At 64.7% G+C, this 14,269-nt stretch carries 13 protein-coding genes; 5 read left to right on the top strand and 8 right to left on the bottom strand.

Annotation, left to right across the window (positions count from 1 at the left end; translation table 11 throughout):
* Nucleotides 1–94 precede the first annotated feature (94 nt).
* The 4 genes from PSEMO_RS15090 (at nt 95) to PSEMO_RS15075 (ending at nt 3,866) form a co-directional block, all read left to right on the top strand.
* Nucleotides 95–1,426, top strand: coding sequence for a TRZ/ATZ family hydrolase (locus PSEMO_RS15090; protein WP_075803794.1), 1,332 nt, complete (start codon nt 95–97; stop codon nt 1,424–1,426).
* 55 nt (nt 1,427–1,481) lie between these two features.
* Entirely contained in the window at nt 1,482–2,180 is a 699-nt protein-coding gene (gene ubiG, locus PSEMO_RS15085) for a bifunctional 2-polyprenyl-6-hydroxyphenol methylase/3-demethylubiquinol 3-O-methyltransferase UbiG (RefSeq protein ID WP_075803793.1), read from the top strand.
* Between the two features lie 2 nt (nt 2,181–2,182).
* The gene (gene mupP, locus PSEMO_RS15080) at nt 2,183–2,854 is read left to right on the top strand and encodes an N-acetylmuramic acid 6-phosphate phosphatase MupP (RefSeq protein WP_075803792.1); all 672 of its coding nucleotides are present in this window, start codon (nt 2,183–2,185) and stop codon (nt 2,852–2,854) included.
* 271 nt (nt 2,855–3,125) lie between these two features.
* Nucleotides 3,126–3,866 (top strand): YciK family oxidoreductase, encoded by a 741-nt coding sequence (locus PSEMO_RS15075; RefSeq protein ID WP_075803791.1) that lies wholly within the window; start codon nt 3,126–3,128, stop codon nt 3,864–3,866.
* A gap of 3 nt (nt 3,867–3,869) precedes the next feature.
* Here PSEMO_RS15075 and PSEMO_RS15070 read toward each other — a convergent pair whose 3' ends face one another.
* The 7 genes from PSEMO_RS15070 to PSEMO_RS15040 form a co-directional block, all read right to left on the bottom strand.
* The gene (locus tag PSEMO_RS15070; protein ID WP_075803790.1) at nt 3,870–4,658 is read right to left on the bottom strand and encodes a TenA family transcriptional regulator; all 789 of its coding nucleotides are present in this window, start codon (nt 4,656–4,658) and stop codon (nt 3,870–3,872) included.
* Nucleotides 4,659–4,694: 36 nt separating this feature from the next.
* Entirely contained in the window at nt 4,695–7,154 is a 2,460-nt protein-coding gene (locus PSEMO_RS15065) for an EAL domain-containing protein (protein ID WP_075803789.1), read from the bottom strand.
* Between the two features lie 100 nt (nt 7,155–7,254).
* Complete coding sequence (locus tag PSEMO_RS15060) at nt 7,255–9,087, bottom strand: ABC transporter ATP-binding protein (protein WP_075803788.1); 1,833 nt, start codon at nt 9,085–9,087, stop codon at nt 7,255–7,257.
* A complete protein-coding gene (locus tag PSEMO_RS15055) occupies nt 9,080–9,712 on the bottom strand; it encodes a DsbA family protein (protein ID WP_075803787.1) in 633 nt (210 codons plus the stop codon). The genes PSEMO_RS15060 and PSEMO_RS15055 overlap by 8 nt, the downstream gene beginning before the upstream one ends.
* Nucleotides 9,713–9,715: 3 nt before the next feature.
* Complete coding sequence (gene trhO, locus PSEMO_RS15050) at nt 9,716–10,651, bottom strand: oxygen-dependent tRNA uridine(34) hydroxylase TrhO (protein ID WP_075803786.1); 936 nt, start codon at nt 10,649–10,651, stop codon at nt 9,716–9,718.
* A gap of 124 nt (nt 10,652–10,775) precedes the next feature.
* The gene (locus tag PSEMO_RS15045; RefSeq protein ID WP_075803785.1) at nt 10,776–11,075 is read right to left on the bottom strand and encodes a BolA family protein; all 300 of its coding nucleotides are present in this window, start codon (nt 11,073–11,075) and stop codon (nt 10,776–10,778) included.
* 12 nt (nt 11,076–11,087) lie between these two features.
* Nucleotides 11,088–11,615, bottom strand: a complete 528-nt coding sequence (locus PSEMO_RS15040; protein WP_075803784.1) for a DUF2059 domain-containing protein — start codon at nt 11,613–11,615, stop codon at nt 11,088–11,090.
* A 160-nt stretch (nt 11,616–11,775) separates the two neighbouring features.
* On the opposite strand from PSEMO_RS15040, the gene PSEMO_RS15035 reads away from it, so the two are divergent.
* Nucleotides 11,776–13,170, top strand: coding sequence for a class II fumarate hydratase (locus tag PSEMO_RS15035; protein WP_075803783.1), 1,395 nt, complete (start codon nt 11,776–11,778; stop codon nt 13,168–13,170).
* A gap of 1 nt (nt 13,171) precedes the next feature.
* Here PSEMO_RS15035 and PSEMO_RS15030 read toward each other — a convergent pair whose 3' ends face one another.
* Nucleotides 13,172–14,128, bottom strand: coding sequence for a DMT family transporter (locus PSEMO_RS15030; protein ID WP_075803782.1), 957 nt, complete (start codon nt 14,126–14,128; stop codon nt 13,172–13,174).
* Between the last annotated feature and the right edge of the window lie 141 nt (nt 14,129–14,269).

The following is a 14,269-nucleotide window of genomic DNA, read 5'->3' as shown; positions in this document are numbered from 1 at the left end:
TCGGACATCAAAAACCGGCGATTATAACGAGCCCCAAGCGCGGACGCTCGGGTATACTTCGCCACCACCCCATGATCCAGGGAAATCCGCCCCGATGCCCAAGTCCAGCGCCCCTCTCGACCTGCTGCTCCTGCCGACCTGGCTGGTGCCCGTCGAACCGGCCGGGGTGGTCCTGGAAGAGCATGCCCTGGGCGTGCGCGACGGCCAGATCGTGTTTATCGGCCCGCGCAGCGAGACCGGGCGCTTCAGCCCCACCGAGGTCCGCGAACTGCCCGGCTGCCTGCTCGCCCCCGGCCTGATCAACGCCCACGGCCACGCGGCCATGACCCTGTTCCGCGGCATGGCCGACGACCTGCCGCTGATGACCTGGCTGCAGGAACATATCTGGCCGGCCGAAGGCCGCTGGGTCGACGAGGAGTTCGTCCGCGACGGCACCAACCTGGCCATCGCCGAGCAGCTCAAGGGCGGCATCACCTGCTTCAGCGACATGTATTTCTATCCGAAGATCGCCAGCCAGTGCGTGCACGACAGCGGTATGCGCGCGCAGATCTGCGTCCCACTGCTGGACTTTCCGATCCCCGGCGCGCGCAATTTCGACGAAGCCCTGCACCTGGGCGTCGAGCTGTTCGGCGACCTGCGCCATCATCCGCGTATCCGCATCGCACTCGGCCCCCACGCGCCGTACACGGTCAACGACGAGAACCTGGAAAAAGTCCGGGTGCTGGCCGACGAGCTGGACGCGCCGATCCAGATGCATATCCACGAGACCGCCAGCGAAGTCCACGATTCCGTGGAGCAGCGCGGCGAGCGCCCGTTGCAGCGCCTGGCGCGCATTGGCCTGCTCGGGCCGAACCTGCAGGCCGTGCATGTGACCCAGGTCAGCGATGAGGACCTGGCATTGCTGGTAGAAAGCAACACCAGTGTGGTGCACTGCCCCGAATCCAATCTCAAGCTGGCCAGCGGCTTCTGCCCGGTGGAGCGCCTGTGGCAGGCCGGGGTGAACGTCGCCGTCGGTACCGATGGCGCCGCCAGCAACAACGACCTCGACCTGCTGGGCGAGACCCGCACCGCCGCCCTGCTGGCGAAGGCCGTGGCTGGCTCGGCCAGCGCCCTGGATGCCCATCGCGCCCTGCGCATGGCCACCCTCAATGGCGCCCGCGCCCTGGGCATGGAAGACGTCACCGGCTCCCTGGAAATCGGCAAGGCTGCCGACCTGGTCGCCTTCGACCTCAGCGGCCTGGCCCAGCAACCGGTCTACGACCCGGTGTCGCAACTGATCTACGCCAGCGGCCGCGACTGCGTGAAGCATGTCTGGGTCGCCGGCAAGGCGCTGCTCGACGAGCGTCGCCTGACCCGCCTGGACGAACAGGCCTTGCATGCCAGCGCCGTGGCCTGGGGCAAGCGTATCGCCGGCCGTACCGAATGACCTGCCGGCAGCCGCGCTGCCGCACCGAATTTTCACCGTTTCAGAGGACTGTTCCATGAGCAACGTCGACCACGCCGAAATCGCCAAGTTCGAGGCCCTGGCCCATCGCTGGTGGGACCGCGAGAGCGAGTTCAAGCCGCTGCACGACATCAACCCGCTGCGGGTCAACTGGATCGACGAGCGGGTCAGGCTGGCCGGCAAGAAGGTCCTCGACGTCGGTTGCGGCGGCGGCATCCTCAGCGAGGCCATGGCCCTGCGTGGCGCCACCGTGACCGGTATCGACATGGGCGAGGCGCCGCTGGCGGTGGCCCAGTTGCACCAACTGGAATCCGGAGTGAACGTCGAATACCGGCAGATCACCGCCGAAGCCCTGGCCGAAGAGATGCCCGAGCAGTTCGACGTGGTCACCTGCCTGGAAATGCTCGAGCACGTCCCGGACCCGTCCTCGGTGATCCGCGCCTGCTTCAAGATGGTCAAGCCCGGCGGCCAGGTGTTCTTCTCCACCATCAACCGCAACCCCAAGGCCTACCTGTTCGCCATTATCGGCGCCGAATACATCATGAAGCTGCTGCCCCGCGGCACCCATGATTTCAAGAAATTCATCCGCCCTTCCGAACTCGGCGCCTGGAGCCGTGCGGCAGGCCTGAGCGTCAAGGACATCATCGGTCTGACCTACAACCCGCTGACCAAGCACTACAAGCTGGCCGCCGACGTTGACGTCAACTACATGATCCAGACCCTTCGCGAGGAATGAACATGCGTTTGCGAGCAGTACTTTTCGACATGGACGGCACCCTGCTCGACACGGCGCCGGATTTCATCGCCATCTGCCAGGCCATGCTCGCCGAGCGCGGCCTGCCACCGGTGGCCGACAAGCTGATCCGCGACGTGATCTCCGGCGGTGCCCGGGCGATGGTCGCGGCGACCTTCGGCATGGACCCGGAGGCCCCTGAATTCGAGCCCCTGCGCCTGGAATTCCTCGAGCGCTACCAGCGCGACTGCGCCGTGCACAGCAAGCTGTTCGACGGCATGGAAGAGCTGCTGCAGGACATCGAGCGCGGCAAGCTGCTGTGGGGCGTGGTGACCAACAAGCCGGTGCGCTTCGCCGAACCGATCATGCAGCGCCTGGGCCTGGCCGAGCGTTCGTCGCTGCTGATCTGCCCGGATCACGTGAAGAACAGCAAGCCCGACCCGGAGCCGATGATCCTCGCCTGCAAGACCCTCGGCCTGGACCCGGCCAGCGTCCTGTTCGTCGGCGACGACCTGCGCGACATCGAGTCCGGCCGCGACGCCGGCACCCGCACCGCCGCCGTGCGCTATGGCTATATTCATCCCGAGGACAACCCCAACAACTGGGGCGCGGACGTGGTGGTCGATCACCCCCTGGAACTGCGCAAGGTGCTCGACGGCGCCCTCTGCGGCTGCTGATCACCCGCCCATAGGCACAGGTGTACGCAACCAAGGTAGGAGCTGGCTTGCCTGCGATGGACCGCAAAGCGGTCCCAAAACCTGCCACCCCATACATCAGGGTCACCGAATCCAGATAAGCGCCGTGACAGACGCTCGTGCTGGATGGTTTTGGGACCGCTGGCGCGCTCCATCGCAGGCAAGCCAGCTCCTACAGTGACAGGCGGCACCTGTGCGCCATAGGCCACGCAGCGGCGTGGCCTGAAGCCATTTCCTTTTCGAGGCAATTCCCATGTTCGACTATTCCGCCCGTCCAGAACTGCTCAAAGGCCGGGTCATCATGGTCACCGGCGCCGGTCGCGGGATCGGTGCCGCGGCAGCCAAGGCCTTTGCCGCCCATGGCGCCACCGTGCTGTTGCTGGGCAAGACCGAAGCCAACCTGGCAGCGGTCTACGACGAGATCGAGGCCGACGGCCATCCGCAACCCGTGGTCATCCCGTTCAACCTGGAAACCGCCCTGCCCCACCAGTACGACGAGCTGGCGGTGATGGTGGAAAACGCCTTCGGCCGCCTCGACGGCCTGCTGCACAACGCCTCGATCATCGGCCCGCGCACGCCGATCGAGCAACTGAGCGGCGATAATTTCATGCGCGTCATGCACATCAACGTTAACGCCATGTTCATGCTGACCCAGACCCTGCTGCCACTGCTCAAGCTGTCGGAAGATGCCTCGGTGGTGTTCACCTCCAGCAGCGTCGGACGCAAGGGCCGGGCCTACTGGGGTGCCTACGGGGTATCGAAGTTCGCCACCGAGGGCCTGATGCAGACCCTGGCGGACGAACTGGAAGGCGTGGCGCCGGTGCGGGCCAACAGCGTCAACCCGGGTGCGACCCGCACCAGCATGCGGGCCCAGGCGTATCCGGCGGAAAATCCGCAGGACAACCCGCTGCCCGAGGCCATCATGCCGGTCTACCTCTACCTGATGGGCCCGGACAGCACCGGGGTCAACGGTCAGGCGTTCAACGCCCAGTAACGATCAGGCCAGGGCGCCCCGACGACGGACGTCCTGGCCTGCTTCACCGTGTTCCAGCTGCATGCAGCGTTCGAGGAACAGGAACATATAGTCGTAGCTCTTGCAGATCGCCCGCTTCAGCTCGTTCTGCAGGGCCTTGCCCGGGCTGTTGCCGGCCAGGGTGCAGATGATTTCCAGCGCTTCCCACGGGTGGGCATCGTCGTACTGGGCGTGCATCTTCAGCCACTTCATCGCGCGCTTGCGGCCTTCCTCGGGGAAGCCCTGGGCGTAGGTGTCGGTCGAACAGACCACTGCCGACCACTCGCCCACCGCCCCTTCGATCGCATAGTTGGTCGCCGCCATGGCCACCACCAGCGAATCCGCCGTGCAGGTATGCACGCACCAGTCGCTCAGGGCCTGGAGCTCTGCCGGCACGTCCTGCGCCTGCAGGTCCTCCAGGCTCACGCCATGGGCCTCGCACCAGTGCACCCAGTAGTCGGCATGGTTGAGTTCGACACGGATATTGCGCATCAGCCAGCGCCGCGCCATGTCCTCGCCGGGATGGCGGCCATAGACGGTCTTGGTCAGGTTGCGGGCCATGTACACCGAGAATTGCTCGACCACCGGCCAGCCACCCACCAGGTACTGGTGCATGGTCCGGCTGGAAACCTGGCCGTCGCGCAGGCGCTGGTAGAACTCATGTTCCACCACACGGCGCTTGCTGGGGGCGCATTCCTGGATCAGGCGTTGGGCCCAGAGGGGATAACTGCTGGCGTCCATCAATGGACCGGTCCGGGTAAAGGTATCAATCACTGTCAGCTCCTTGTCCTTGTGATTTGGATAGAAGCGTCAGCGCAATGTCCCCGGCGAGCCGAACAGCAAGGGCCTGGCCGCGTCGCGCTGACGCTGCAGGCTGGCGCAGGTAAAGACCTGGGGCCGCTCGATCAGGAAGCCCTGGGCGTAGTCGACACCGATCTCCCGCAAAGCCTGTTCGATCAGCGGCGTCTCGACAAACTCGGCGATGGTGCGCTTACCCATGACGTGGCCGATATGGTTTATCACCTGGACCATCGCCCGGTTAATCGGATCGTCGAGCATATCCTTGACGAAACTTCCGTCGATCTTGAGGAAGTCTACAGGCAAATGTTTCAGATACGCGAACGACGACATCCCGGCGCAAAAATCGTCAAGGGAAAATTTGCAACCCAATCCCTTCAATTCGTTGATAAAACGAATGGCACTGCCAAGATCGGCAATCGCGCTGGTCTCGGTTATTTCGAAACAGATCAATTCAGGCGGGATAGCGTGCTCGCAGAACTGCCGGCGCAGGTACTCAAGAAACTTGTCGTCGCCAATGCTGTTGCCCGAGAGGTTGATCGAACACATCGCCAGCGGCGCCTGCGCCCCCTCGTCCAGGCACTGGCGGATGGTGCCGAAGACGCTGTTCACCACCCAGCGATCAAGGGCGGTGATCAGGCCGAAGCGCTCGGCCGCCGGAATGAAACTGTCCGGCAGGATCATGCGGCCGCTTTCATCGTGCAGGCGCAGAAGGATCTCCAGATGCCCGCCATTGCCCTCCTCGGGATGCAGGGCGGCGATTTCCTGTGCGTACAGGCAGAAGCGGTTTTCTTCCAGGGCGATATGCAGGCGCTGGATCCAGGCCATCTCGCCGAAGCGCACCGATAGCTCGGTATCGTCGGCCTGGTACAACTGAACGCGGTTGCGGCCCTTTTCCTTGGCCATGTAGCAGGCCATGTCGGCGGCTCGCAGCGCCGCCTCCAGTGTTTCCGGTGCTTGCGCCAGATGGACCAGGCCAATGCTCACGGTATTCATGAACGGCCGGCCCTTCCACACGAAATGCAGGCTCTGCACCGACTGGCGCAGGTTCTCGGCGATGCGTTCGGCCTGCTCCGGCGGGCAATCGTGCAGCAGCACGCCGAACTCGTCGCCACCCAAGCGCGCCAGCACGTCGCCCTCGCGCAGGGCCGACTGCAAGACCGCGCAGATATGCCGCAGCAGTTCGTCACCGGCGGCATGCCCGCTGGTGTCGTTGACCAGCTTGAACTGGTCGAGATCGAGGAACATCAGCGAATGCCGGCCGCTGTGCCGGGCCAGTTCGTTCAGGGCCTGCTCCAGGCGGTATTCGAATTCGCGCCGGTTGGACAGCCCGGTCAGGGCATCGTGGGTCGCCTGCCAGGACAGGTTGGCGATGTACTGGCGCTCCCGGGTCATGTCGTGCAGCACCAGCACGGTGCCGCTGATGCGTCCCTCGCTGATGATCGGCGCACCGACCAGGGCCACGGCCACGGTACTGCCGTCCAGACGCTGGATCTGCCGGACATGCTCCGAACCGCCGCTCAGCGCACCGTTGAGGATATGTTCGGTGAGGGTCAGGCTGTCCTTCTCGGCGTTGTCGTCGAGCAGGCTGAACAGCGCCGCCAGCGGCAGGCCCTGGGCATGCAGGGCATCCCAATGGGTCAGTTGCTCGGCGGCGGGGTTCATATACAGGATGCAACCGTCGACATCGGTGGTGATCACCCCGTCACCGATGGACGCCAGGGTGATCTGCGCCCGCTCCTTCTCCACCTGCAGGGCGCTGGCGAAGGCCTGGCGCTGGGCCAGCAGCTTGCTCGAGCGTAGCCAGGCCAGGGCGATGAGGAACACTGCAGTAGCAAGGTTGATCAGCAACAGCAGGCGCAAGAGCATGCGCGAGCCTTCGCCCAGGGCATCGCTGAAGGCCCGGGCGGCCGGGGTGACGTTGTCGTTGATCGCGACGATGCGGCGCTTCCACTCCGCCAGGTACCAGGGCGTGGCCTGGTTGGCGCGAATGCCGGCGTGGACTTCCTGAGCCAGGGTGTCCAGCTCCTGGAGGAAACTGTCGCCCACCTGCCAGCGGTCGATGGCCTTCTCCAGGTAGCTGACATGGCGGAAATTCAAGTAGAACCAGATCACGCTGGCCACATCGTCCGGGTGGTTGCCGCCCGCCAGGATGCCCTGGCGCGCGCCTTCCAGGTCCGGCGGGTCCAGATCCAGCGCCAGGCGCAGGCGATGGCTGCCTTCGGGAATGGCAAAGGCCTGCTGGTATTTGCGAAAATTCTCCTCGTCGCGGGTGTCGACGTAGAGGCTCAGGTAATAGATGGCGTCCTTCTGGCCCTTGGACCAGAGGCTTTCCCCCGCCACATAGGCGCGCATCGCCGACAGCGCGTACAGGCTCATGCTGCCGAGCAGCGCCTGGAACAGCACCACAGCGATAAATGGCCAGATAAGCCCCAGGAGCCTGGGCGTTTCGAGCGTCCGTTTTCCCTTCATGAAGTCCCTTGCGACAGCACCGGTGAGTAGCCTCACTCTGTTCCGATACAGACTAGGCCATTTGCCTTCATGCGGATAAGTGATTTCGCACAATAAACACTCAGCTTTGCTGCAAGTGACCGTACAGCTTGGCGTACAGGCCGCCTTCGGCGATCAGTTGCTGGTGACCGCCATCCTCGGCGACATGCCCACCGTCGAAGACCAGCACGCGATCGGCCTGTTTCACCGCCGACAGGCGGTGGGCGATGATCAGCGTAGTACGGGCGCTGAGGAAGCGCGCCAGGGCATGGTGCAGGTTGTACTCGGTGGCGGCGTCGAGGGCCGAGGTGGCCTCGTCGAGGATCACCACCTTGGGCTTGGCCAGGACCATTCGGGCAATCGCCAGGCGCTGGCGCTGGCCGCCGGACAGACGCACGCCGGAGCGCCCGACCACGCTGTCCAGGCCTTGCGGCAAGGCAGCGATGGTTTCATCGAGCTGGGCGATGGCCAGGGCCTGCCAGCATTCCTCGTCACTGCAGTCACGGCCCATGGTCAGGTTGGCGCGTACCGTGTCGTTGAACAGCGACGGGTGCTGGAGCACCACCGCAACGTTCTCGCGCAGGGTATCCAGGCCGATTTCCTGCTGGGTCGCGCCACCAAAGCGAATGGTCCCCGCCTGCGCGGTGTACAGGCCGAGCAGCAGTTGCACCAGGGTGCTCTTGCCACCGCCACTGGCGCCGACGATGGCGACCTTCTCGCCCGGGGCGATGGACAGGTTCAACTGATCCAGCACCGGTTCCTCGCCGTAGCCGAAGCGCAGGCCGCGGACCTCGATGCCCACCGTGGTCTGGCCCTGGAACGGGTCGGTACCGCCAGCGAACTGCGGCTCGTCGGCACGGGCCAGCAGCTCGTTGATCCGGCTCAGGGCGCCACCGGCCGCGTAATAGGCGTATTGCAGGTTCAACAACTGCTCCACCGGGCCGATCATGAACCACAGGTAGCTGAACACCGCGAGCATCTGGCCGATGCTCAGGTCGGAAAACAGCACGGTGAGCATGGCCGCCGCACGGAAGATATCGATGCCGAACTGGAACAGCAGGCCGCTGGCACGCCCGCTGGCGTCGCTTTTCCATTGCGAGGCCACGGCGTAGTTGCGCACTTCCTGGGCGCGCAGGCCAAGGCGTCCGAGGAAGTAGCCCTGGCGGTTGCCGGCACGCACTTCCTGGATGGCGTCGAGGGTTTCGGTGAGGGCCTGGGTGAAGCGCGAGGTGCTGTCGTTCTCCAGCTTCTTCAGGTGCTTGACCCGCTTGCCCAGTTGCACCGTGGCGAAGATCACCAGCGGGTTGAACAGCAGGATCAGCAGCGCCAGTTGCCAGTGCATCCAGATCAGGATCGCCGCGGTGCCGGTCAGGGTCAGCATGGCCACGAGGAAACGGCTGAGGGTTTCGCCGACGAATTTGTCGAGGGTGTCGAGGTCGGTCACCAGGTGGGTGGTGACGGTACCGCTGCCGAGGCTTTCGTATTCGCTCAGGGAAATGCGCTTGAGCCGCTCGATCAGGCGGATGCGCAGGCGATAGACGATGTCTTTCGCCAGGCCGGCGAACAGCTTGGCCTGGACCACGTTGAAGATCAGCGCCGTGCTGCGCAGCAACAGGGTGACGAAGAGCATCAGGCCGATATAGCCGGCCGCCACCTGCCAGTTGCCCGGCAGGAACTGGTTCATCCACTTCAGCGCCGCGTCGCCATGGCCGAGCAGCACTTCGTCCACCAGCAACGGCAGGAGCAGCGGGATCGGCACGCTGCACAGCGCCGCCAGCACGGCAACGCCATTGGCGATCCACAGGGCTTTCTTGTGGTGCAGCGCCAGGCGGCGGATTTCCGCCCAGCTCAAGCGATCGGCAGACGCCGCCGCAGGCCCGGGTACCGGGTCGGGCGAGCCTGGCAGATCAAGCATAGGCAGCCCGCTCCAGCCAGCGGCCGAGCAGCGGTTCGAGGGACTCCAGCGCCTGGTAGCCATTGGTCAGCAAGGCCAGTTGGCCGTTGCGCTCGGCGAGCAGGGTCGGGAAGCCGGCGATGCCCAGGTCCTGGACCCAGGTGAAATCGGCGGCCGTGGCCGTGCGCTGTTCGCTGCTGGCGAAGGCCGCGGCGAAGCTGGCGCGGTCGAAACCGGCCTGCTCCGCCAGGTTGACCAGGGTCGGCGCCAGGGTGACGTCTTCGGCCCGCTGGTAGAACGCCTGCTGGATCAGCGCCAGCAGGTCCCAGACCTTGCCCTCGTCCAGGCTGCGCGCCGTCACCAGGGCGCGGCAGGCCGGCTCGGTGTCGTAGACAAAGCCGTCGGGCATGGCGCCCTCAAGCTGGAACGGCTGGCCGGTGGCTTCGTTGACCGCTTGCCAGTGCTCGAGGATGTAGCGCCGGGTCGAGGCGTCCAGGGCCGAACTGCCGGTGCGCAGGCCGCCGACCACCAGGCGGGTTTCAATCCCTGCCTGGCGCGCCTGGGCGATCAGGGCCGCAGCCACCGGCGCGAACCCCCAGCACCAGGAGCACATCGGGTCCATCACATAGAGCAGGCGAGCGGTCATGCATCACACCTCGGCTTTGCGGTAGTTGAACCCGATCGGGTGCGGCTGGTTGCGGGCCTTGGCCAGTTCGATCTGCTTCTGCCGGTCGATGGCGCTGCGGCGGGTCTTCTCGCTCAGGCTGTCCCAGCAATGCGGGCAGCTGATGCCTGGCAAGTAGTGCTCCGAGGCCCGGTCCTCGACACTGACCGGATGGCGGCACGCGTGGCACTGGTCGTACTCGCCTTCGCTGAGGTCGTGACGCACGGTGACCCGGTTGTCGAAGACGAAGCAGTCGCCCTGCCACTTGCTCTGGTCCTGAGGCACTTCTTCCAGATATTTCAGGATCCCGCCTTTCAGATGATAGACCTCTTCGAAGCCCTCACCGAGCATATAGCTCGACGCCTTCTCGCAACGGATGCCGCCGGTGCAGAACATGGCCACCTTCTTGTGCCGCGCCGGGTCGAAGTTGGCCTTGATGTACTCGGGGAACTCGCGGAAGGTGGTGGTCTTCGGGTCGATGGCGCCTTCGAAAGTGCCGATGGCCACTTCGTAGTCGTTGCGGGTGTCGATCAGCAGCACTTCCGGGTCGTTGATCAGGGCGTTCCAGTCCTGCGGCTCGACATAGGTGCCGACCGCCTTGTTCGGGTCGACGCCCGGTACGCCCAGGGTGACGATCTCTTTCTTCAGCTTGACCTTGGTCCGGTAGAACGGCTGCTCGTCGCAGTACGACTCCTTGTGGTCGACATCCACCAGGCGCGGGTCGTTGCGCAGCCAGGCGAGCAGGCCGTCGATGCCTTCGCGGGTGGCGGAAACCGTGCCGTTGATGCCTTCCTCGGCCAGCAGCAGGGTGCCTTTGACGCGGTTGGCTTCCATGGCAGCCAGCAGCGGCTCGCGCAGTTCGACGTAGTCTTCGAGGGTGACGAACTTGTACAGCGCCGCCACGACGATCGGTTGGGTCATGCTTGCAACTCTCCAGTGGTCACCCTCGCAAAGGGCGGACCGGGTTTGAAAATACAAAAAATACAAATAAAAACGCGCCGACAAGCGGCGCGGTTGCGGATTCTAGCAAAACCTGATCATGAAATCAGTGCTTGCTGCCTCCGGCACAGGTGGGGGAAGCCGGTGCAACACCGACCTTTTCCCATTCCTGCTGGGTGTAGGTATGCAACGCCAGGGCATGGAACTGGCCCATCAGGTCACCGAGGGTGGCGTAGACCTTCTGGTGCCGCTTGACGCTGTTCAGGCCCTCGAACTGCTCGCTGACCACGACCGCCTTGTAGTGGGTCTCGGTGCCACGGCTATGCATATAGCTCTCGTCCAGGACCTGCAGGTGCCGGGGCTCCAGCGCCGACAGGCTCTGTTCGATCTTCTGCTGCATCGACATCGGTGGCTCCGCTTATGGCTTCTTGGCCGGCGCGGCGGCCTTGCCGGCGTTCGGGTCGAGTTCGTTGGTCATGTCGGCGAGCAGCTTGTTGACCACAGGCACAGCGCTTTCCAGCTTCTGCTGGGTCAGCTGGGCGGACTGCTGGGTCACCACCGGCATTTTCTCCAGGACTTTCTTGCCCAGCGGCGACTGGTAGAAGGCCACCAGGTCTTTCAGTTCCTGCTCGGTGAAGGTGCTGGTGTAGAGCTTGACCATATCCGGCTTCAGCTTGTTCCAGCCGATGGCGTTGTCCAGGGCAGCGTTGGCCTTGGCCTGGTAGCTATCGAGCACGGCTTTCTTCGAGGCAGGCGCCTTGGTCTGCTCGAAGCGCTGGGCGAACATCTGCTGCACCTGCATGTACACCGGCGTACCGAGCTTGTCGGCGTGCGCCAGGGTCAGAAACTTCTCGGCCGCAGCGTCGTGGCTTGGGCCGGCAGCGAATACCTGGCCGCTTGCGCAAACCAGGGCGACGGCCGTGCAAAGGGCGCGGAGACGGGTCATCGGAATTCCTTAAAAGAGTAAGTGAGTGTTTCCAGCGTAGAGCATTCTGCGCCCACGGACGCAGCCGCTCAATAGGACGAGTGGGCTATGGAACCTGCCTGGCGAATCAAGACCTAAACTGTCTGGTCAAACTTGCATCTTGCAAAGGAGTGGGTAGCACATGAGCCGCATCGAAACTGACAGCCTCGGACCGGTCGAAGTTCCTGATCAGGTCTACTGGGGTGCGCAAACGCAGCGTTCGCTGATCAATTTCGCCATCGGCAAGGAACGCATGCCGCTGGCCGTGCTGCATGCCCTGGCCCTGGTGAAGAAGGCGGCGGCGCGGGTCAACGACCGTAATGGCGACTTGCCAGCGAATATAGCCCGGCTGATCGAGCAGGCAGCCGACGAAGTGCTCGACGGCGAGCATGACGACCAGTTCCCGCTGGTGGTCTGGCAGACCGGCAGCGGCACCCAGAGCAACATGAACGTCAACGAGGTGATCGCCGGGCGCGCCAACGAGCTGGCCGGCAAGGGCCGCGGCGGCAAGGACCCGGTCCACCCCAACGACCACGTCAACCGCTCGCAGAGCTCCAACGACTGTTTCCCCACTGCCATGCACATCGCTGCCGCCCAGGCGGTGCATGAAAAGCTGCTGCCGGCCATCGCCGAACTGTCCTCGGGGCTGGCCGAGCTGTCGGCGCGCCACACCCACCTGGTGAAAACCGGACGCACCCATATGATGGACGCCACGCCCATCACTTTCGGTCAGGAAGTGTCGGCCTGGGTCGCCCAGCTGGATTACGCCCAGCGCGCCATCCGCAGCGCCTTGCCGGCAGTCTGCGAACTGGCCCAGGGTGGTACGGCGGTGGGCACCGGGCTGAATGCGCCCCATGGTTTCGCCGAGGCCATCGCCGCCGAGCTGGCAGCGCTGTCCGGCCTGCCGTTCGTCACCGCGCCGAACAAGTTCGCCGCCCTCGCCGGCCATGAGCCCCTGACCACCCTGGCCGGCGGTCTGAAAACCCTGGCCGTGGCCGTGATGAAAATCGCCAACGACCTGCGCCTGCTCGGCTCCGGCCCCCGCGCCGGGATCGCCGAAGTACGCCTGCCGGCCAACGAGCCGGGCAGCTCGATCATGCCCGGCAAGGTCAACCCGACCCAGTGCGAGGCCCTGTCGATGCTGGCCTGCCAGGTGCTCGGCAACGACACCGCGATCGGTTTCGCGGCGAGCCAGGGGCATTTGCAGTTGAACGTGTTCAAGCCGGTGATCATCCACAACCTGCTGCAATCCATCGAACTGCTCGCCGACGGCTGCCAGAACTTCCAGCGCCATTGCGTGGCCGGGATCGAGCCGGACGCCCAGCAGATGGCCGCGCACCTGGAGCGCGGGCTGATGCTGGTGACCGCGCTGAACCCGCATATCGGCTACGACAAGGCGGCGGAAATCGCCAAGAAGGCCTACGCCGAAGGCACCACCCTGCGCGAGGCGGCGCTGGCCCTGGGTTATCTCACCGATGCCCAGTTCGACCAGTGGGTACGTCCCGAGCAGATGCTCGAAGCCGGCGGCAAGGGCTGAGTCAGGCGGCCGGGCGCACGCGCCTGGCCTTCCAGCCGGCGCTGATCGACGGCCCCAGGGCGGTCAGCGCCGACCCCGCCACCACCACCAGCGCGCCGAAATAGCCCAGGCCGTTGATCTGCTCGGCGCTGACGTACGCCGGCCACACCCATGCAGCCAGGGCCACGGTCACGAAAGTCACCAGCGGCGTAATCGCCAGGGTCGCGCTGACCCGCGACGCCTCCCAATGCGCCAGCGCTTCGGCGAAGGCGCCGTAGGCTACCAGGGTGTTGAGGCAGCAGGCCAGCAACATCCAGCCCTGCAGGGCGCTCAATTGCAGCACTTCCAGCGGTTTCGCCCAGGGTGTCAGCAGCAAGGCGCAGCACAGGTAGATCACCATCATCACCTGCTTGGAATTCCACACCGTGAGCAACTGTTTCTGGCCGAGGGCGTAGAACACCCAGACCGAGGACGCCGCGATGATCACCAGTACCCCAGTGGTGTAGGCACCCAGGGAGGTGAGCAGCTCATCCAGGCGCTGGTTGAAGAACAGGCCGAAACCGACCATCAGCAGCGCCAGGCCGATACCCTGGCCGACGGTGAAGGATTCCTTGAACACGAAGACGCTGCCGATCAGCAGCAGCACCGGGCCGATCTGCACCACCAGTTGCGCGGTACCGGCGCTGACCAGGTTCAGGCCGATCAGGTAGAGCACGTAGTTGCCGGTGAGCCCGAGCACGCACACCGCCACCAGCCACTTGCCACGGCGACCCAGGGCGGAGAACGAGGGAAGGTTGCGTTGCGCCCCGAGCCAGGCGAACAGCAGCCCGCCTGACACCAGCAGGCGGTACCAGGTGACGCTGACCGGGTCCATCACCTGCAGGACCTGCTTGAGCTTCACCGGCAGGATGCCCCACAGCACGGCGGTCAACAGCGCCAGGAACAGCCCGTAGGCCCAGCGTCCGGAAGAGATATGCATGACGGCCTCGATAGCCCGGGGTGGTGGATGGCGAGAGTCTAGTGCGTAGGAAAGGGATTACAAAAGATCGTGAAGCTCAAAAAGAACCCTGTGGGAGCTGGCTTGCCAGCGATAGGGCCAGAACTGACGACATGTTTGTCA

Origin of the sequence: Pseudomonas putida (genome assembly GCF_001941965.1) — a bacterium.
Lineage (GTDB): Bacteria > Pseudomonadota > Gammaproteobacteria > Pseudomonadales > Pseudomonadaceae > Aquipseudomonas > Aquipseudomonas putida_L.
The sequence above is the reverse complement of the archived record's forward strand: the minus strand, read 5'-3'. Positions and strand labels throughout refer to the sequence as shown.

Coding starts and splice junctions, on each gene's coding strand:
- PSEMO_RS15065 (WP_075803789.1), bottom strand. CDS start 7,154: ATGAAGGGAAAACGGACGCTCGAAACGCCCAGGCTCCTGGGGCTTATC.
- mupP (WP_075803792.1), top strand. CDS start 2,183: ATGCGTTTGCGAGCAGTACTTTTCGACATGGACGGCACCCTGCTCGAC.
- trhO (WP_075803786.1), bottom strand. CDS start 10,651: ATGACCCAACCGATCGTCGTGGCGGCGCTGTACAAGTTCGTCACCCTC.
- PSEMO_RS15055 (WP_075803787.1), bottom strand. CDS start 9,712: ATGACCGCTCGCCTGCTCTATGTGATGGACCCGATGTGCTCCTGGTGC.
- PSEMO_RS15060 (WP_075803788.1), bottom strand. CDS start 9,087: ATGCTTGATCTGCCAGGCTCGCCCGACCCGGTACCCGGGCCTGCGGCG.
- PSEMO_RS15030 (WP_075803782.1), bottom strand. CDS start 14,128: ATGCATATCTCTTCCGGACGCTGGGCCTACGGGCTGTTCCTGGCGCTG.
- PSEMO_RS15075 (WP_075803791.1), top strand. CDS start 3,126: ATGTTCGACTATTCCGCCCGTCCAGAACTGCTCAAAGGCCGGGTCATC.
- ubiG (WP_075803793.1), top strand. CDS start 1,482: ATGAGCAACGTCGACCACGCCGAAATCGCCAAGTTCGAGGCCCTGGCC.
- PSEMO_RS15045 (WP_075803785.1), bottom strand. CDS start 11,075: ATGTCGATGCAGCAGAAGATCGAACAGAGCCTGTCGGCGCTGGAGCCC.
- PSEMO_RS15035 (WP_075803783.1), top strand. CDS start 11,776: ATGAGCCGCATCGAAACTGACAGCCTCGGACCGGTCGAAGTTCCTGAT.
- PSEMO_RS15040 (WP_075803784.1), bottom strand. CDS start 11,615: ATGACCCGTCTCCGCGCCCTTTGCACGGCCGTCGCCCTGGTTTGCGCA.
- PSEMO_RS15090 (WP_075803794.1), top strand. CDS start 95: ATGCCCAAGTCCAGCGCCCCTCTCGACCTGCTGCTCCTGCCGACCTGG.